This is a genomic window from Nocardia sp. A7 (assembly GCF_046549215.1).
Taxonomy (GTDB): domain Bacteria; phylum Actinomycetota; class Actinomycetes; order Mycobacteriales; family Mycobacteriaceae; genus Nocardia.
The window spans coordinates 22,864-40,338 of record NZ_JAJPWE010000001.1; the positions used below are offsets into that span (position 1 = coordinate 22,864).

A 17,475-nucleotide genomic window follows, 5' to 3' on the forward strand; every position below is an offset into this window, starting at 1 on the left:
CAAGCGAAGCCGACGGCGATCCGGCGTGTCGGCTACCGCTCCGCTACGGGCGCCGGTGTGGGCGCGACGGGAACGGCCACCGCGCGATTGCGCAGCACCCCGCGGTAGGACGAGGGTCGAACGGGTCGCACCCACTGTGCCAGCCGGGACATGAACGGCAGCGGCGTGCCGAGATCGTCGAGCATCTCGTCGATATTGGACAGCGAGAACGGGACCACCGAAGCGCCGTGCGCGTGGTTGCCGTCGCTGCGCAGCCGCGACCACTCCAGGCGCGCATCGATCTCGTTGTTCATCAGCTCGGCCATCGGCGGCACGAACCTGCCCGTGAGCAGCCCGGCGATCCAGTGCGCACTCACCTCGGCGCTGAGAGCACTCACATTGGAGCTGTTGTAGCCGGCGAAACTCAGGTTCGGGACCTCCACCGGCAGGATGTGGCGGTAGAGCCGGAAGTCGCTCACCTCGTCGGTGAGGGCACGCCGCACGAACGGGGTGAGGAACGGGACTTCTTGGCGGTATCCGGTGGCGCACAGGACGATCTCGGCCAGTTTCAGGCTGCCGTCGGCCAAGCGCACCGCGGGTCCGTGTCGGCCACCGATCAGTTCGGTGATCTCGGTGTCGCGGTGCACACCGATCCGGCCCGCCTCGACCTGCTCGGTGAAGCCTTCGGTGGCCAGGCTCGCGCTGCTGGTGCCGATCTCGGAGATCGGGCCCGTCGGCACCAGGTCGAGCTCACGCAGCCGCAGCTTGCGCGTGACCCGCTCCTGCAGCAGGTCCATGTTCGTTTGCCGCAGCGCGAGGCTGTCGAGTAGTCGTTCGGCGCGGTGCGGGAAGCGGGAGGGGAAGTGCGCCTCCCCCGCGCGGGTGAGCAGCAGGCGCTCGTAGTCGGCGCCGAGGCCGAGTTTGCGCGGCATCTTCCAGGTGAGTCTGCGCGCCACCACGGTGGTCTCGTCGGCGATATGGCTGACGGCCTCGGCCACATCGCACGCGGACTTGCCGTAGCCGAGCACGACCACCGAGCGGTCGCGCGCCTGCTCGACATCGTGGAACTCCGAGACGTGGCACAGTCGCCCGCCCGCGGCCCGGAAGGCCGCGGCGCCGGGCAGATTCGGCAGCACCGGATCGCTGTAGACACCGTTGGCGACGATCAGGTGATCGCAGGTGGTGCGGTGCCCGCCCCGCTCGTCGCGGATCTCGAGCAGCCAGCCGCTGTCGACCGGGTCGGCCGCCACCACCTCGGTGCCAAGGCGCAGGTGCGGGCCGAGGCCGAACTCCTGCACGTATCCGGCCAGGTAGGCCTGCATCTGCTGGCCGTCGGGCCAGCGGGGGAAATCCTCGGGCATCGGGTGATCGCTGAAGGCGTACGTGGACTTGCTGTTCTGCGCGCGAAGTCCCGGATACCGGCGGGTGGCACTCCACACACCGCCGACGTCGGGGGCTCGGTCGAAGACCTCGACCGGGAACCCCGCCTGACTCAATACCTTCGCGCAGGCCAAACCCGCCACTCCCGCACCGACGATCCCGATGCGGCTACCGCTCGTCATGCGCAGGAGACTACTCGGACATATAGGTAAGGTGCCACCGCGCTGGACGGCCCACAGTCACTCGGCAGCCAGGACGACCCGTGCTGTACTGGATGGATGACCAACAGTTCCGTCGTCGTCGACCGGGCCGGACTCTGGGACGCCGAGGCGCTCAGCGATGTCGCCGCCGCGACGTTCCCGCTCGCCTGCCCGCCCGAGGCCACCGCGGGTGATATCGAGATCTTCCTCGCGCAGATGCTCTCGGGCGAACGCTTCGGCGAATACCTGTCCGACCCGGCCAGGACCGTACTCAAGGCCGTCGAGGGCGACGAGATCGTCGGCTACGCCATGCTCGTCGCGGGCAGGCCGAACGACCCCGACGTCGCCGCGCAGGTGAGCGAGGGTGCGGTGGTCGAGTTGAGCAAGATGTATGTGCTGCCCGGACACCACGGCAGCGGCGTCGCCGCGGCGCTGATGGAGGCCACGGTCGACACCGCGCGCAACTCGGGCGCCGAGACTGTGTGGCTAGGGGTCAACCAGGCCAACGAGCGCGCGCAGAAGTTCTACGCCAAGCACGGTTTTCGCCAGGTGGGCACCAAGACCTTCATGGTCGGCAGCCAACTGCACTCCGATTTCGTCTTCGAACGCGCTCTCTAGACGCTCCACTGCGGCACCAGCCGCTGATTACACAGCTGCTTCGAAGCGGGACAGGGCCAGCAGGCGCGAGATCGCGCGCAGGTACTTCTTGCGGTAACCGCCGTCGAGCATCTCCTTCGAGAAGATCTCGTCGAGCTTCACGCCCGAGACCGTCACCGGGATGCTGGCGTCGTAGAGGCGGTCGGCCAGCACGACCACGCGCAGCGCGACAGCCTGATCGGTCACGGTGTGCACATCGGCGATAAACACCGACGCCACGCCCTGGATCAGCGCACCGTACTTGGACGGGTGCAGCGTGCTCAGGTGCTTCAGCAGCACGTCGAACTCGTCGAGCGTGGACCCCGGGATGGCCGCGGCGCGCTCGCCGAGCAGCTCGGTCGACGTGGGTTCGGGAGCGGGCGGCAGGTCGCGGTGCCGGTAGTCGGGTCCGTCGACGCGGACCGGATCGAAGATCGAGCCGAGCTTCTTGATCTCGCGCAGGAAATCCGAGGCCGCGAACCGACCTTCGCCCAGCTGGCCGGGCAGGGTGTTCGACGTCGCCACGATGGAGACCCCGCGGGCCGACAGCTCGGTGAGCAGTCGCGAGACCAGCATCGTGTCGCCCGGATCGTCGAGTTCGAACTCGTCGATGCACAGCACGCTGTTGGCCGAGAGCCGTTCGACGGCGTTGTTGAAGCCCAGCGCGCCGACCAGGTTGGTGATCTCGCCGAAGGTGCCGAACGACTTGGGCGCCGGGGAGCTGTGGAAGATCGAGGCGAGCAGGTGGGTCTTGCCGACACCGAAGCCGCCGTCGAGATACAGGCCGGCACCGGAAACGGCCTTCTTCTTGCCGAACAGGCTCTTCTTCGAGGCGGCCTTGTGGATCTTCGCCACCTGGCCTGCGAATGCCTCGGCCTTGGCGACCGCGGCCGCTTGGCTGGGTTCGTCGGGGTCGGGGATGTAGGAGGCGAAGCTGACCTCGTCGAACATGGGCGGAGGCACCATCTGCGCGACGAGTTGGTCGGCCGGGACCTCCGGATGGCGATCGACAAGGCGTTCTTGCATGTCCGAATGGTACGGACGTGGTTGCATCGATCCCTATGCAGCGTATCCACAATGTGACCCAGCTCGCAGACCTCGACCCCGACGCACTGGCCAGGTGCTATGCCTATCCGCGGCATCTGGACGGTCCGTGGGTGCGGGCGAACTTCGTCAGCAGCATCGACGGCGCGTTCACCGTCGACGGCGTTTCCGAGGGATTGGGCACCGAGTCGGACAAGAAAGTGTTCACCCTCCTGCGCGAACTGGCCGACGTGATCGTCGTCGGCGCGGGCACCGTGCGCGCGGAGAACTACGGCGGCGCCCACACCGACCCGCAACGGCGCATCGCCCACCATCGGCACGGAATCGGTGGCCACCCCGACGGCACCCCGCCGCAGATCGCGGTGGTCACGGCCACCGCCAAGCTCGATCCCGGTTCGAAATTCTTCACCGACACCGAGGTGCCGCCGCTGATCATCACCACCCGGCACGCGGACGCGACGCAGGTCAGCGCACTCGAGGACGCGGGCGCCCAGGTGGTGATCGCCGGCGAGGTCGCGATCATGGCGTCCGCGCTGATCCGGGTGTTCGCCGAGCGCGGTCTGCACCGGGTGTTGTGTGAGGGCGGACCGCATCTGTTCGGGCAGCTGGCCGAGGCCGGCCTGGTCGATGAACTGTGCCTGACCACCGCCCCGGTGCTGGTCGGGGGCGCGGGCGGGCGAATCGCACTGTCGGCGAGCACATTCGACCTGCCGATGGCGCGCAAGCACTTGGTGCTCGCCGAGGACGGCACTGTCCTGGCCCGCTGGGCCCGTCGATGAAACCTGGCGCCGAACCTGGCAGTGTGTAGCGCATGCGTTGGACTCGGGCCGCGGCAACGGCCGCGACACTGTCGATCATGCTCGCGGGCTGTGGGGCCGGGCCGTCGGATCGGCCCGTCGTCGCCGTCGAACGCCCCGGGGCCGGTGGCGCGCAGACCGAGGCACCCGCACCGCAGGACCTGGCCAAGGCCGAGGTGCCCAAAACCGACCTCGCCTGGCGTGATTGCACCGCGGCCACCCTGAGTTCGCTCGACTTCGGCGCCGCGCCCGCGGGGCTGGTTCTCGACTGCGCCGAGTTCTCGACTCCGATCGACACCGCGGGCACCGTGATCGGTACTTTCCGTGCGGGCGCCTTGCGCGCCCGGCTGCCGCAGACACCCGCGGACGCGGCCCCGCTGGTGCTCACCTCCGGGTCGGACCGTTCGTCGGCCTCGACGCTGGCCGGGCTGGCGATCGGGCCCAACAGCGCATTGCTGGCCGCGCAGCCGATCGTCGCGGTGGATCGGCGTGGCATCGGCGCCTCCCAGCCCATCGACTGCATTCCCGCACAGCTGCGCGCGGTGATGACCGATCTCGGCCAGACCGGTGTCGGCAGTGCCGATCAGGTCGGCGCGGTGGCGGGCTTCAGCCAGGACGCCACCATCGCCTGCCGCGATTTCCTGCAGCCCTACGAGGGCACCTTCGACGCGCCACACGCCGCCGACGACATCGAACAACTGCGCAAGCAGTGGCAGGTGGACAAGATCAATCTGCTCGGTGCGGGCAACGGCGCCAAGGTGGCACTGAGCTACGCCCGCCGCTACGGCGACCACCTGGCCCGCCTCGTGCTCGACGCCCCCGAGCCGGTCGGTGCCGACGCCACCACCATGGCCGAGGCGCGCGTCATCGGCGCCGAAGCGGCCCTCACCGCGTTCGCACAGCGCTGCAAGGCCGCCAACTGCGCTCTCGGCGCCGATCCGCGTGCGGCGATCACGGCGCTGATGAACAAGGCAGGCAGCGGCGGGCTCGGTGAGATCTCGGCCGCGGACCTGTCGACCGCGCTCACCGGATTCCTGTCCAGTCCCCGCGGTGACCAGGCGAATCGGGTCACCGCCATGGCCGACATCCTGGCCGCCGCCGACCGCGGTAACCGCGGACCGCTCTCGGCCATGATCGTGCGCGAGGCCGCCGCGATCACCTCCGACGGCGAGTTCGTCAACCGGTGCACCGACAGCCAGCAGCCCCCGACCGCGGACAAGGCCCGTGAACTCGCGCAGACCTGGTCGGGCAAATATCCGGTATTCGGGCGCACCGCGGCCATCGGGCTGATGGTCTGCTCGGCGTGGCCGGTTTCCACCGCGGCGCCGCTGCCGTCGGAACTCGAACTGCCGGTGCTGGTGTTCGCCGGTGCCGCCGATCCGGTCGTCGGCGGGGCCGCCCCCTCGGTGACCGGCGCGCTCGGCTCGGCGGGCGCCCGGCACGCGACCATGACCTGGCAGGGCTGGGGACATCCGGTCGTCGCGCACTCCGGCTGCGCACAGAAGGCCGTCAACGACTACCTCGCGGAGGCGAAACTTCCCGCCGACGGCGGCGCCTGCCCGGCCTGATCCACCTCGGGCAGCCGCCCGGTTCCGGCGCGTCATCGGGGTCCGGCGACACCATCGCTACTCGATTCGGTGTACCGTGCCCCAGTGTTGTTCCGACAGCTCGAGCCCCGTACCGCTCGCACCTCCGCCGAGGTGATCAAGTTCGCGCTCTGGCCCTTCGCGGTCATGATGGTGCTGAACCGCGTCTTCATCAAGGCGATCAACGGCTTCGTCACCGACGACTACCGGCCGGTGTACAATGCCTCGTTCGAGTTCCTGAACGGCAGGCCGCTCTACACCGCCGACTTCTCGTCGGTCGACCCGCACTATCTCTACTATCCGAGCGGCACGTTGCTGATCGCGCCGGTGGCGATCATCGACTACGAGCTGTCGCGCTGGCTGTTCATCGGGCTCAACGCCGTCGCGATCCTGCTCGCCTGGTACCTGCTGTTGCGCCTGTTCAAGTTCGGACTGGGCTCCATCGCCGCGCCCGCACTGCTGCTGGCGATGTTCACCTCCGAGACGGTGACCAATACGTTGGTCTTCACCAACGTCAACGGCTGTCTGCTGCTGGCCGAGCTGCTGTTCATCACGCTGCTGCTGGCCCGTCGGGACCTCTGGGCCGGTGTCGCGCTCGGTTTGAGTATCGCGGTGAAGCCGACCCTGGCTCCGTTACTGCTGGTCGCGGCCGTTCGCGGGCAGTGGAAGGTGTTCATCACCGCGCTCGGTGTGCCGTTGACGCTCACCGCGATCGCCTGGCCGCTGTCGGCGGACCCCGAGAAGTTCTTCACCCACGTCATGCCTTATCTGGCCGAGACGCGCGACTATTTCAACAGCTCGGTCGGTGGCAACGGGCTCTACTTCGGATTGCCGGACTGGCTGATCCTGCTGGTAAAGGTCCTGATGGCCGGTGTGGTGGCGGTGTCGCTGTGGCTGCTGTGGCGCTACTACCGCCACGACGAACTGTTCTTCGTCACCACATTCTCCGGTGTGCTGCTCACCGCGTGGTTCCTGCTGCCCTCACTGGGCCAGATGTACTACTCGATGATGGTGTTCCCGTTCCTGATGACGGTGGTGCTGCGCAATTCCGTGCTGCGCAACTGGCCCGCCTGGTTGGCGATCTTCGGGTTCATGACCTACGACAAGTGGCTCTCCGATCGCTGGCAGGACGTCGGCCGCAACGTCGAATATCTGCGGGTGACCTTCGGCTGGGGGCTGCTGCTCATCGTCGTGTTCTGCGTGCTCGGCGACCGGTACCTGGCGGCCCGTCGCGAGGGCAGGCTGCAGTTCGGGATCGACCCGACATGGATCGCGAACGCGCCCGATTCGCGGGACGGCACCGACGAACCGGCACCCGTCGCCCCGGTCGCGCAGACCCCGCCGCACCGCGAGGATCCGGTCACGCCGGTCGAAGACCGCGAGCCCGCGCTCAAGTAATTGTCGGCCGGTGACGCACCGCTCACGGCGCGCACCGGCCGAAACCATTAGCGTGGAGCCATGAGTTCCGAAACTTCGTTGCCCACGCCGCGTATCCAGCTCACGCCGCAGCAATGGCGGGCGAAACTGGACCCCGAGGAATACGCCGTCCTGCGCGAGGCCGCCACCGAGCGACCGTTCATCGGCGAATACACCGACACCAAGACCGAGGGTGTCTACACCTGTCGCGCCTGCGACGCCGAATTGTTCCGCAGCACAGAGAAATTCGACTCGCACTGCGGGTGGCCGTCGTTCTTCGATCCCGCCGATTCCGATGCCGTGATCCTCAAGACCGACGACACCCTCGGCATGCGCCGGGTCGAGGTGATCTGCGCGAACTGCCACAGCCACCTCGGGCACGTCTTCGAGGGTGAGGGCTACCCCACCCCCACCGACCAGCGCTACTGCATCAACTCGATCTCGTTGCGTCTGCACCCTGCGGAGGGTCCTGCCAGCTGACCACTGAAGCTCGGTAAGCCCGCCCGAGGTCACCGGGGGCGGGCAGGTGGTCAGCTGCTCCGGTCGGGTGTGGTGCTCTTGGGATAGACGCCGTGACCGACCTGTAGGTAGGACAGCCGGTCGGCCAGTCGGGTGCTGAGCCGTCGAAGGGCGTCATAGACGTGGGCGTCCTTGCCGATCACAACACGGCCCCTGCCCTCGGCGGTCGCATCGACGATGCGGCGCGCCACCCGCTCCGGCTGGGCCGAGAATCCCTTGGCGAGCCACTCGGGCGCACCCATTTGCTGAGCCACTTCGCGCACCAGGTCGGTCCAGACCGAACCGGGAAGCACCGTGGTCACCGTGACATTCGAGCGGCCACGCAGATCCTGCGCCAGGCCGTAGCTGAACAGGGCGAGCGCGGCCTTGGACGCGCCGTACACCGCCGAGCCGGGGACCGGAACGATCGCCGACAGGCTCGAGGTGTTCATGATGACACCACGAGGGCGTTGCAGCAGGTGCGGGAGGAAGGCTCGCGACATCCACACCGCGCCGAAAAAGTTCACCTGCATCAGCGTCTCGATCCGAGCCTCGCTGAGGTCTGCGACGGCCTGGAGTTCTTGGGCGATCCCCGCGATGTTCAGCAGCCCGTCCACATGTCCGTGGGCGGCGATCACACTGTCGGGGAACGCGGCCACGGCGACACGGTCGCAAATATCGATCGGGTGGGCGGTGAAGCGCTCGCTGTCGGCGACAAGTGCGGCGGTGGCGGCCAGCGCCCGCTCATCCCGATCGGCACCGACCACGACCGCGCCGCGGGCGATCAGTTCCACTGCGACGCATCGTCCGATGCCGTTTCCAGCTCCGGTGACGACGAAAACGCTTCCCTCGATCTGCATCCGCGATCTCCCAGTTGTTCGCGGCACAGCGGGCGGCTGTCCACTCATGGCGTGTCCGATCCGTCGGGTGTTTCAGCCCAGTGTCAGCTGGATCGGCTCGCGCGAAAGGTCGGGGCGGTACACGCAGCGCGTGCCCGAGTAGATGGTGGGCATGCATTCGTTGCAGTGCACGCATGCCGAGCGCGTGGATTCATCGGCCTGGATGCGCTGCAGCAGATTCGGTTCGCGTAGCAGGGCCCGGCCCATGGCGACGAATTCGAAGCCTTCGGTCCGGGCAAGGCGCATCGTGTCGAGTTCGGTGATGCCGCCCAACAGGATCAGCGGCATCGACAGCGCGCGCCGGAAGTGGCGGGCCCGCTCGAGCAGGTAGGCCTCCCGGTACGGGTACTCCTTCAGGAAGGACTTCCCGACCAGGCGAAAGCCCATGCGGGCCGGAGCGGGCAGGACTTTCGCGAAGGAGCGGCGCGGTGGGGTGCCGTGGAACAACAGCATCGGGTTCAGCAGCGAACTGCCCGCGGTCAATTCGAGGGCGTCGAGCGCGCCGTCGGCCTCGAGCCAGGCGGCCACCTGGAGCGATTGGGGAATGGTGAGGCCACCGGCCTGGCCGTCCTCCATATTGAGCTTGGCCGTGACCGCGATCCGATCTCCCACGGCATCCTTGACCGCACAGGCGATTTCACGTGCCATCCGAGCCCGATTGAGCAGGGATCCGCCGTAGGCGTCCTTACGCCGGTTCAGCACCGGACTCAGGAACGCGCTGGCCAGATAGTTGTGGCCGAAGTGAATCTCCACCGCGTCGAATCCGGCCTGCTCGGCCAGGCGTGCCGCATCGGCGTGCGCGGCCACGGTTTCGGCGATCTCGGCGACGGTGGGCGTCTTGGTGAATCGCATGCCGAGCGGGTTGAACATCCGGCTCGGCGCGAGCGCGGGCACTCGATTGGAAGCGGCGTTGGCCACCGGTCCGGCATGACCGATCTGCGCGCTGGCCGCGGCGCCCTCCGCGTGCACGGCATCGGTCAGCTTCCGCAGTCCCGCAACGGCTTCCGGACGCATCCAGATCTGATGTCGATCGGTGCGACCGCCGGGCGCGACCGCGCAATACGCGACGGTGGTCATCCCGACACCGCCGGCGGCGACCTCGCGATGGAAGTCGATCAGTTCCTCGGTGACCAGGGCGTCCGGCGTGCGGCCTTCGAAGGTCGCGGCCTTGATCACCCTGTTGCGCAAGGTGATCGGGCCCAGCGTGGCCGGTGCGAAGATGTCGTTCACAACTGTTCTCCCGTCGGCGCGGTCAAACCGGCCACCACGAAATCCCGCAGTGTCGCCAGGTCCGGCTGCGCCATGCCGTGTTCCTCGATTTCGGGGCTGCCGAAACGCAGGATGATCAGGTCGAAGGCGAGCATCCATCGACGGCGGCTCTCCCGGTCACTCAGCTCCGGAAGCAGCGTGACCCAGGTGCCCATCCGAAACCACGGGCCGCGCCACGCCGTGAGGTGCCGTCCGAGCACGAACCTCGACAGCAGTCGAAGATGCAAGCGGCCCAGGGGATCTCCCGCGAGCTGCACGAAGGGGGCCAGGATCGTGTCGACGACGGCGGGCAGCGAATCGCGTCCGGCGCTCGCGCGGGCCAGCTCATCGGCCCACAGTGGTCCCAACCGGTCCTCGATCAGCGCACCGATCAGGGCTTCCTTCGATCCGAAGTGGTAGTGCACCGCGGCGGTGTTCGCACCGGCGGCCGCACAGATGCCGCGCACGGAGACCTCGTCGTACGGCTCGGTCAGCAGCAGTGACTCGGCGGCGATCAGCAGTCGCTGCCGCGTCCCTGTCTTGACCTCATCGACCATGCCTAAAAGTGAAACACGTTTCAATCAGTAATTCAATCACTGTTTCAATCAGTGAATCGGTACCACATTGACTTGGTGAGCACTCACCGGTCACCATCGGTTCCGGGCTTCCTCCGCCCACCCCACGACCCCGTCCAGATCGAGCCAGCGACCGTCCTCACCACGCACCCGCCCGGTGAAATGCCCGAAACACTGATGCGTTTCCCCGGCGACGACGATCAGATTCGACACCGCCACACGCTCATGGAACGGCCGGAACCCGACCTCGACCCGGTCGCCGGTGATCGACCACGGTCGCAGCCAATCGGTGGTGTCGTAGTCCCAGCGCAGCTCATCGCTGATCTTCTGGACACGACCGTCGACAACGATGGCGTTCTCGGTGCTGCCGGTCCCGTCGGTCCACTTGCCCCCGAACTGGATTCCCAATCCGGGCCGCGCACCGGCCGCCCAATTCCAGGTCATCGAGTACGGCCATTTCCCCCGGCCGTGGTCGAGTACCGCGAAACCCTCCTCGATCCGATGAACCTCCGAATCCACGGCCAAAGTCCCGGACACCGGCCGCCCTACATCCTTGACCGTGTACTGGAAGCGCCGCGCACTCCACGGCACCACCACACCGAGCGACTCATGACCGGGCGGCCTCGGCACCCGCACCGAGAGCCGCACGCCGGCGGCGCTGGCCTGGACCGAGCTACCGCCCTCGTCCTCGGAGACCTCGATCTCGACACCACCACCCCGCGCCGATGTCCTCCCCACACCGCTGCGCGCGGCCAGCACCGTGCCGCGTGCCAGCGGCACCACGGCATCGCGCGTGACCTCCTCGCCGGTCTCCCGGTCGAGGACGTAGATCCCGTGCACGCCGGCGTAATCCAGCGACGACACGACAATGCCGACGATATGACGCGGGGTGACGATCCCCCAGTACTCCCAGCGCTTACACCGCCCCCAGCCCCGCAGATCGGTCCGATGCAACGGCCGCCGCGTCCAGCCGACCGCGTCCGGGTCGAGCCGACCATCGGGTCGACACAAATCGACCTGTGTAGTGATCTCGTGTTCCATGAGCTAGGGCAGTGCGGTGACCAGTTGCTCGACCTCGACGCGCGGGCCGGTGAAGAACGGCACCTCTTCGCGCACGTGCAGCCGCGCCTCGGTGGCCCGCAGGTCGCGCATCAGATCGACGATCCGGTGCAGTTCGGGGGCCTCGAACGCGAGGATCCACTCGTAGTCGCCCAGCGCCATCGAACTCACGGTGTTGGCCCGCACGTCGGCGTATCCACGCGCGGCCTTGCCGTGGTCGGCGAGCATCTTGCGACGCTCCTCGTCGGGAAGCAGGTACCACTCATAGGACCGCACGAACGGGTAGACGCAGATGTAGTTGCCCGCGTCCTCCCCCGCAAGGAACGCCGGAATGTGGCTCTTGTTGAACTCGGCGGGCCGGTGTACGGCGACGTTGCTCCAGACCGGAGCGCTCGCCTTGCCCAGCGCGGTGGTCCGTCGGAAATCGGCGTACGCGGCCTGCAGATCCTCGACTCGCTCGGCATGGGTCCACAGCATGAAGTCGGCGTCGGCCCGCAGCCCCGCCACGTCGTAGATGCCGCGCAGCACCACACCCTTGTCTTCGAGCCCGTCGAAGAACGCCTGCGCTTCCTTGATCGCCTCCGCCCGGTCCTCACCGAGCACGCCCGGCTGAACCTGGAACACCGAGAACATCAGGTAGCGAATGGTGGAGTTGAGAGCCTGGAAGTCGAGTCGCGCCATGGATCTATGGTGCCACTGCGGGGTTTTCGCCTACCGCTGGGGCTCGGTCCGGGTTCGGCCTGCTCGCCCGCCACGGCGACGATTCATCGGTACCGAACACCGAGGTCACCGTCGTCACCTCACCCCCATGAAGTTCGACGGGCCCGAGATCGGGGTCGAGGATCAGGGTCCGCGCGCTGCTCTGCTCACCGGCAATGGTCACAGCGTGCGATCATGCAGGACCGCTATCGCCGATGGGCGGATAACACGCGGTGCTGCCGCGACGAGTTCCGCGAGGGCCGGTGTTCGCCGAGGATGCCCGGCGCGGTCAAACGAGACCGCGCACGTCCCACACCCACACACCGTCCACCTGCGTGGCCGGAAAGCCGAGCAGGTCGTCGACGCATCCGGACCAGCATGAGCAGTACTGCGGTGGATCGGGGGTCGGAGCTGTAACCGGCCCCTTGGTCCTCACCGCTCGGGCCGACGAAGTAGCCGCCGACGAGCGGGAAGGCGAAGTCGGCGTCGATCTGCCACCGCAGTGCGATGGCGTCACCCGAGGTGGGCGGCGGCACGATCACCACCGAGCCGTCCGAGACATACTGGCGCACAGTGCCGTCCGCGAAGAACGCGGGCGTCGGGGGCGTTCCGTGACGGGCACCATGGTCGGCGCGATGGGCAGCAGCGCCAAGGTCAGTGCGCCGAACCAGGCAGCGGGCCGCCGCATGGTGGCGGAGGTGCGTCGCGAGTCGATCGCCCGCTGGGTCCCGAGGGCCAGGATTATCGCGATGGCCGGAATGGCCACCATGGCGAACCGTGATTCGATGATCCCGTTCAGTGGCGGGATCCACCCGAAGGCCAGCCACGGCATCGGCACCATGGCGAAGTCGCCGTCGCCGAAGCGCACGACGCCGTCGAAGGACAGCACGATGCCGAGCGACAGCGCCGTGAACACCACGATGACGATCCCGGCGGCCCGAACGATGCGCTCGCGCCGCAGGAAGTAAGCGGCCACGGCGACGAGCAGTAGCAGCGGCCAACCGAAATAGGTGTTGTCCTCGGTCGGATTGATGCTCACGTCGGGGCCGAACGAGAACATGCTGCCCGCCGATTCCGGCGAGAACTGGAACAGCGACAGAATGTCGTTGCCGACCCGGCCGATCCCGATGAATCGATACGACTGCGGTCCGGCGAACTGCCACCACAGACCGAAACCGGTGAGCGTCAAGGTGATCAGCGCCGCGAGCAGGATCGACGGGCCCGCCGTGCGCAGCGTGAGCGCGATGGCGCGCGGAGTGCGCACGTAGGCCAAGGCGAAGACCGCGAAGCCGAGCGCGAAGATCAGCAGCGGCTCCTCACCCAGCGTGAGCTGCACAGCGACCAGCAGTCCGAGCACGAGGGCGGCGCGCGGTTGCCATACCGGTCGCGTCCCGACGGCGTTCTCCGCGTGCCGCGCCATTTTGATGACCTGCAATGCGATAAGCGGAAGCAACACCAGGACAACGAAATTCGCGTGCCCATTGGTGTGCGCGATCATCGCGGGTGCGAAGCCGCAGAACACACCGCCAACGGCCGCAGCGAATTTCGAGGTCACCAGCTCGCGCGAAACTACCCAGTACCAGGCGAATGCCGTGCCGGACAGGCCGAAGGTGAGTGCTGACACGAAGGTGACGGTCGGCCCGAAAAGCAGGGTGATCGGCGTGAACGGTACCCCCCAGCCGTACATGAGGGTATTGGCCATCATGTTCACGCCGTCGGGATAGTTCTGCAACTGGGTGCTGAACGGACTCGCCAGGTGGGTGATGTTTCGCGCCGTGACGGCGTAGAACCACTCTTACAGCGTCTGGTCCTGATCGCTCTTGCTCAGGTAGCCACTACCAAGGTTCGACCACAGCCCCGCGAGTACGAAAACCGCGAGCGACAGATAGCCACCGGCGACGATCAGGTCGGTGCGCGCCGAGCGCAGCCACTGCGCCGGAGTGCGGCGCGACTCGACCGTTTCCGGTGCGGTTCGATCGATAGCCGCAACAGCGGATCGGCCCTCTTCGGTCCGGTCCGTTTCCCACCCTGATTCCACGCGCGAATCCCTCTAACCCTCACAGCCACAATCGGCCCGCTCACGATACTCGAGTGCGAGTCCGCGGCCACACCAGGCCGGGGAGGACGCGGCCGATTCAGTCGATGTGCGACGCGATGGCGGTGACGATGCGATCGGCCGCCGCGGTGCCCGAGGCCACGCACGCGGGGACGCCGACACCGTGGAGGTAGGCGCCCGCGACCGCGAGGCCGTCGATGCTCGCGAGGGCGGATTCGAGGGTGGCGATGCGGTCGGTGTGGCCGGGGGCGTACTGCGGGAGTCCGCCGGGCCAGCGCTGGACGACCGCGTCGAGCGGGGTGATCGGGATGCCGGTGACGGTGGTCAGGTCCGCGACGGCCGCGGCGATGAGTTCGTCGTCGGACCAGGAGAGCGGCGCGTCGTCGCCGAGGCGGCCGAAGGAGGCACGGACCAGGGCGACGGCACGCTCGGCCAAGTGGGGCCATTTGCGGCTGGACAGGGTGAAAGCCTTGGCGCGCAAGGGTTCTCCGGTGGCGACGAGAATGCCGGAGTTGTCCGGTAGTGCGGTCGCGCGCGGCAGAGCCATCGCTACGAGGGCCGAAGAGGACAGTTCGATGCCCGCCGCGGCTTCGGCCGCTGCCGGTGCCGCGTAGTGCAGGAGGCGGGCGGCGACGGGGGCGGGCGTCGCGATGACGACGGCGTCGACGGTGCCCAGCGGATCGACCACCCAGCCCCGGGGCCCGCGAGCTACCCGCGTTCCCGCCGTGGTCATGACGAATCGAGCCTGCGACGCCTCGGACAGTGCGGCGAGCAGGGCTCCATAGCCGTCACGCAGCCCACCGAACACCGGGGCAGAACTGGGAGCGGGCATTGCCGCCCGGACAGCCTCGGTGAGGCTGGAGGCCCCGTCGTCGAGTGCCGCGGCGAGGGTGGGTAGTGCGGCGCGGATGCCGATGGAAGCGCTGATCCCCGCGTACACCCCGCCCAGCAGCGGATCGACGCTGCGCTCGACCACCTGGCGGCCGAACCGGTCGCCCACCAGGGTCTGCACGTCGACATCACTGCCCGGCTCCCAACGCAGCGGCCGCTGCGCCTCGGTCGCGACTCGATCCAGGGTCGCGTCGTCGACCAGCCCGCGCAACGACTCGGCATCGGACGGAATCCCCATCAGCGTGCGCCCCGGCAACGGGTGTGCCGACCCCTGCGCCCAGATCAGCGGTCGCTTGCCCGCGGGCCGCACCAACTGGTCGGCCAGACCGAGCTCGCTCATCAGCTCGATGACCTCTGGCCTGCGCCCGACAAAGGCCTCGGCACCGAGATCCACTGGCTCCCCGGCCAATTCGCCGGTGTGCAGCACCCCGCCGACCCGCCCGCTCTGCTCGAGCACGACGATATCGACCTTCTGTCCCAGCCGCTGCCGCAACCGATAGGCCGCGACGAGCCCGCTGATCCCGCCACCGACGACCGCGATCCTCATGCCACGACCGTAGCGGGGCGTAGCTACAGCGAGTGCACCAACTCGACCAGTGCGGTCAGCACGCCGGGATCGGTATCCGGTAGCACCCCGTGCCCCAGGTTGAAGATGTGGCCGGTAGCGCCGAGGGTGATCGCCTCATCCGCTTCGCGCAGGATCCGGCGGGTCTCCGACTCGACCGCGTCGAATCCGGCGAACAGGATCGCCGGATCCAGGTTGCCCTGCAAGCCTTTTCCGGCACCGACGCGACGCACCGCGTCGGTGAGCGGCACCCGCCAGTCCACCCCGACCACGTCGGCACCTGCTTCACCCATCGCACCCAGCAGCTCGCCGGTGCCGACACCGAAGTGAATGCGCGGCACTCCCGCCGAGGCGACTTCGGCGAACACGCGCTCCGAATGCGGCAGCACGTACTCGCGGTAGTCGGCCAGCGAGAGCGCGCCGGCCCAGGAGTCGAACAGCTGCACCGCGTCGACGCCGGCCGCGAGCTGGGCCTGCAGGAAGGCGATGGTGATGTCGGTGAGGGCGCCGAGCAGGGCGTGCCAGGTCTTCGGGTCGGCGTGCATCATCGCCTTGGTGCGCTCGTGCTGCTTGCTCGGCCCACCTTCCACCAGGTAGGAGGCAAGGGTGAACGGGGCGCCCGCGAAGCCGATGAGCGGGGTGTCGCCGAGCGCGGCGGTGAGCAGGCGCACGCCTTCGGTGACTGCGCCGACCTCTTCGGGACGCAGTCGCGGCAGCGCGCGGACGTCGGCCTCGGTCCGGATGGGCGAGGCGATGACGGGGCCGACGCCGGGCACGATGTCGAGGTCGATGCCCGCGGCCTTGAGGGGAACGACGATGTCGGAGAACAGGATTGCCGCGTCTACACCGTGGCGGCGGATCGGCTGCATGGTGATCTCACAGACCAGCTCCGGGTCGAAGCACGACTCGAGCATGCCGACGCCCTTGCGTAGTTCGCGGTACTCCGGCAGCGACCGGCCTGCCTGACGCATGAACCACACCGGGCGCCTGCTCGGCGTCGCGCCGGTGGCGGCGGCCAGGAAGGGGGCATCGGGCAACCGGCGGCGGGTGTAAGTGCTCATCGCCGTTCATCCTAAGCGTCGAGCCCCGACGAACCGCACGCCCCGGCCGGTGTGGGACCGGCCACATGTTCAGCCGGTCGAGTGCTCCCCACCCACCGCACCCGTTCGCGTCGCACATCGCGCATCGCATCGCCCCCGAGAATGCGCCCTGCGCAACACGACCGCGCACGCAACGCGCACGGCGGCGCGCCTCCGACGGCGCCGGGCGCCCACCGTCTACCGTTCCTCCTCGTGACACCGCTCGACATCCGCGACGGCGCCGCACCGACCGGGGGAACGCCCCGCGAGCCTGCTCCTTTTCGGGCGGCGGTCGATGCGATGGGCACCGCAACAGTGCACCCCCGAATCGAGCTGGCGCCTATCCGTCCTCCGCAACGGTTGGCGCCGTTCTCCTATGCGCTCGGAGCGGAGGTCATCCACCCCGACAGTCCGGTGGTGCCCACCGACTCCGAGGGCGACGCGTTCGGCAGGCTCATCCTGCTGCACGACCCCGACGGCGACGAGGCCTGGAACGGCGTGTTCCGGCTCGTCGCCTACATCCAGGCCGACATCGACGCCGCCCTCGCCGCCGACCCGCTACTTCCCGAAGTGGCGTGGAGCTGGCTGGTCGACTCCCTGGAATCGCGCGGCGAACCGTTCACCGCCCTCGGCGGCACCGTCACCGCGACCAGTTCGGTCCGCTACGGCGATATCGCTGGCCCACCCCGCGCCCACCAGCTCGAACTGCGCGCGTCGTGGACGGCGACGAGCACCGAGATGCGACAACACGTCGAAGCGTTCTGCGAGGTGCTGGCCTTTGCCGCCGGGTTGCCGCCCGCCGGGGTCACCCATTTGCGACCGGAGTCCTATACCCGCACCGAACACCCTTGATCGCCACGTAGAGTTC

Annotated in this window: 19 protein-coding genes; 6 read left to right on the plus strand and 13 right to left on the minus strand. The window is 68.2% G+C overall.

Going from position 1 to position 17,475, the window contains the following annotated elements; translation table 11 throughout:
* Positions 1-32: 32 nt before the first annotated feature.
* Complete coding sequence (locus tag ACLJPD_RS00115) at positions 33-1,541, minus strand: flavin-containing monooxygenase (protein ID WP_410869605.1); 1,509 nt, start codon at positions 1,539-1,541, stop codon at positions 33-35.
* A gap of 96 nt (positions 1,542-1,637) precedes the next feature.
* Here ACLJPD_RS00115 and ACLJPD_RS00120 point away from each other — a divergent pair, with 96 nt between their 5' ends.
* Entirely contained in the window at positions 1,638-2,177 is a 540-nt protein-coding gene (locus tag ACLJPD_RS00120) for a GNAT family N-acetyltransferase (protein WP_410869606.1), read from the plus strand.
* 27 nt (positions 2,178-2,204) lie between these two features.
* Here the strand turns inward: ACLJPD_RS00120 and zapE are convergent, their stop codons facing one another.
* Positions 2,205-3,221: a cell division protein ZapE gene (zapE, locus tag ACLJPD_RS00125; RefSeq protein ID WP_410869607.1), complete on the minus strand. Its 1,017-nt coding sequence runs from the start codon at positions 3,219-3,221 to the stop codon at positions 2,205-2,207.
* A gap of 35 nt (positions 3,222-3,256) precedes the next feature.
* Between zapE and ACLJPD_RS00130 the strand changes: the two genes are divergently transcribed.
* From ACLJPD_RS00130 to msrB, 4 genes are all read left to right on the plus strand, one after another.
* Entirely contained in the window at positions 3,257-4,018 is a 762-nt protein-coding gene (locus ACLJPD_RS00130; RefSeq protein WP_410869608.1) for a pyrimidine reductase family protein, read from the plus strand.
* Positions 4,019-4,050: 32 nt separating this feature from the next.
* Positions 4,051-5,604 carry an alpha/beta hydrolase gene (locus tag ACLJPD_RS00135; protein ID WP_410869609.1) on the plus strand — a complete coding sequence of 518 codons (1,554 nt, stop codon included), beginning with the start codon at positions 4,051-4,053 and terminating at the stop codon, positions 5,602-5,604.
* Positions 5,605-5,688: 84 nt separating this feature from the next.
* Entirely contained in the window at positions 5,689-7,020 is a 1,332-nt protein-coding gene (locus tag ACLJPD_RS00140) for a glycosyltransferase family 87 protein (RefSeq protein WP_410869610.1), read from the plus strand.
* A gap of 60 nt (positions 7,021-7,080) precedes the next feature.
* Entirely contained in the window at positions 7,081-7,518 is a 438-nt protein-coding gene (msrB, locus tag ACLJPD_RS00145; RefSeq protein WP_410869611.1) for a peptide-methionine (R)-S-oxide reductase MsrB, read from the plus strand.
* A gap of 50 nt (positions 7,519-7,568) precedes the next feature.
* Here msrB and ACLJPD_RS00150 read toward each other — a convergent pair whose 3' ends face one another.
* From ACLJPD_RS00150 to hemE, 11 genes are all read right to left on the minus strand, one after another.
* Entirely contained in the window at positions 7,569-8,396 is an 828-nt protein-coding gene (locus ACLJPD_RS00150) for an SDR family NAD(P)-dependent oxidoreductase (RefSeq protein WP_410869612.1), read from the minus strand.
* Between the two features lie 72 nt (positions 8,397-8,468).
* The gene (locus ACLJPD_RS00155) at positions 8,469-9,665 is read right to left on the minus strand and encodes an NADH:flavin oxidoreductase (RefSeq protein ID WP_410869613.1); all 1,197 of its coding nucleotides are present in this window, start codon (positions 9,663-9,665) and stop codon (positions 8,469-8,471) included.
* The gene (locus ACLJPD_RS00160; protein ID WP_410869614.1) at positions 9,662-10,240 is read right to left on the minus strand and encodes a TetR/AcrR family transcriptional regulator; all 579 of its coding nucleotides are present in this window, start codon (positions 10,238-10,240) and stop codon (positions 9,662-9,664) included. The genes ACLJPD_RS00155 and ACLJPD_RS00160 overlap by 4 nt, the downstream gene beginning before the upstream one ends.
* A 90-nt stretch (positions 10,241-10,330) precedes the next feature.
* Entirely contained in the window at positions 10,331-11,269 is a 939-nt protein-coding gene (locus ACLJPD_RS00165) for a DUF2804 domain-containing protein (RefSeq protein ID WP_410869615.1), read from the minus strand.
* Positions 11,270-11,302: 33 nt separating this feature from the next.
* Positions 11,303-11,998: a hydrogen peroxide-dependent heme synthase gene (hemQ, locus tag ACLJPD_RS00170; protein WP_410869616.1), complete on the minus strand. Its 696-nt coding sequence runs from the start codon at positions 11,996-11,998 to the stop codon at positions 11,303-11,305.
* Positions 11,999-12,002: 4 nt separating this feature from the next.
* Positions 12,003-12,200 (minus strand): hypothetical protein, encoded by a 198-nt coding sequence (locus tag ACLJPD_RS00175; RefSeq protein WP_410869617.1) that lies wholly within the window; start codon positions 12,198-12,200, stop codon positions 12,003-12,005.
* 22 nt (positions 12,201-12,222) lie between these two features.
* On the minus strand, positions 12,223-12,588 hold the full coding sequence (locus tag ACLJPD_RS00180) for a hypothetical protein (protein WP_410869618.1): 366 nt from the start codon (positions 12,586-12,588) through the stop codon (positions 12,223-12,225).
* Positions 12,555-13,748, minus strand: coding sequence for a hypothetical protein (locus ACLJPD_RS00185; protein ID WP_410869619.1), 1,194 nt, complete (start codon positions 13,746-13,748; stop codon positions 12,555-12,557). The genes ACLJPD_RS00180 and ACLJPD_RS00185 overlap by 34 nt, the downstream gene beginning before the upstream one ends.
* Positions 13,749-13,811: 63 nt before the next feature.
* On the minus strand, positions 13,812-14,054 hold the full coding sequence (locus ACLJPD_RS00190) for a hypothetical protein (RefSeq protein ID WP_410869620.1): 243 nt from the start codon (positions 14,052-14,054) through the stop codon (positions 13,812-13,814).
* Positions 14,055-14,151: 97 nt separating this feature from the next.
* Positions 14,152-15,510: a protoporphyrinogen oxidase gene (locus tag ACLJPD_RS00195; protein ID WP_410869621.1), complete on the minus strand. Its 1,359-nt coding sequence runs from the start codon at positions 15,508-15,510 to the stop codon at positions 14,152-14,154.
* A gap of 23 nt (positions 15,511-15,533) precedes the next feature.
* Complete coding sequence (gene hemE / locus ACLJPD_RS00200; protein WP_410869622.1) at positions 15,534-16,589, minus strand: uroporphyrinogen decarboxylase; 1,056 nt, start codon at positions 16,587-16,589, stop codon at positions 15,534-15,536.
* A gap of 318 nt (positions 16,590-16,907) precedes the next feature.
* Here hemE and ACLJPD_RS00205 point away from each other — a divergent pair, with 318 nt between their 5' ends.
* A complete protein-coding gene (locus ACLJPD_RS00205; RefSeq protein WP_410871863.1) occupies positions 16,908-17,459 on the plus strand; it encodes a DUF3000 domain-containing protein in 552 nt (183 codons plus the stop codon).
* Positions 17,460-17,475 lie beyond the last annotated feature (16 nt).

Excerpts from the sequence above, each read along its gene's own strand:
- ACLJPD_RS00115 (WP_410869605.1), bottom strand. The coding sequence starts at position 1,541 with ATGACGAGCGGTAGCCGCATCGGGATCGTCGGTGCGGGAGTGGCGGGT.
- ACLJPD_RS00120 (WP_410869606.1), top strand. The coding sequence starts at position 1,638 with ATGACCAACAGTTCCGTCGTCGTCGACCGGGCCGGACTCTGGGACGCC.
- zapE (WP_410869607.1), bottom strand. The coding sequence starts at position 3,221 with ATGCAAGAACGCCTTGTCGATCGCCATCCGGAGGTCCCGGCCGACCAA.
- ACLJPD_RS00130 (WP_410869608.1), top strand. The coding sequence starts at position 3,257 with ATGCAGCGTATCCACAATGTGACCCAGCTCGCAGACCTCGACCCCGAC.
- ACLJPD_RS00135 (WP_410869609.1), top strand. The coding sequence starts at position 4,051 with ATGCGTTGGACTCGGGCCGCGGCAACGGCCGCGACACTGTCGATCATG.
- msrB (WP_410869611.1), top strand. The coding sequence starts at position 7,081 with ATGAGTTCCGAAACTTCGTTGCCCACGCCGCGTATCCAGCTCACGCCG.
- ACLJPD_RS00150 (WP_410869612.1), bottom strand. The coding sequence starts at position 8,396 with ATGCAGATCGAGGGAAGCGTTTTCGTCGTCACCGGAGCTGGAAACGGC.
- ACLJPD_RS00160 (WP_410869614.1), bottom strand. The coding sequence starts at position 10,240 with ATGGTCGATGAGGTCAAGACAGGGACGCGGCAGCGACTGCTGATCGCC.
- hemQ (WP_410869616.1), bottom strand. The coding sequence starts at position 11,998 with ATGGCGCGACTCGACTTCCAGGCTCTCAACTCCACCATTCGCTACCTG.
- ACLJPD_RS00195 (WP_410869621.1), bottom strand. The coding sequence starts at position 15,510 with ATGAGGATCGCGGTCGTCGGTGGCGGGATCAGCGGGCTCGTCGCGGCC.
- hemE (WP_410869622.1), bottom strand. The coding sequence starts at position 16,589 with ATGAGCACTTACACCCGCCGCCGGTTGCCCGATGCCCCCTTCCTGGCC.
- ACLJPD_RS00205 (WP_410871863.1), top strand. The coding sequence starts at position 16,908 with ATGGGCACCGCAACAGTGCACCCCCGAATCGAGCTGGCGCCTATCCGT.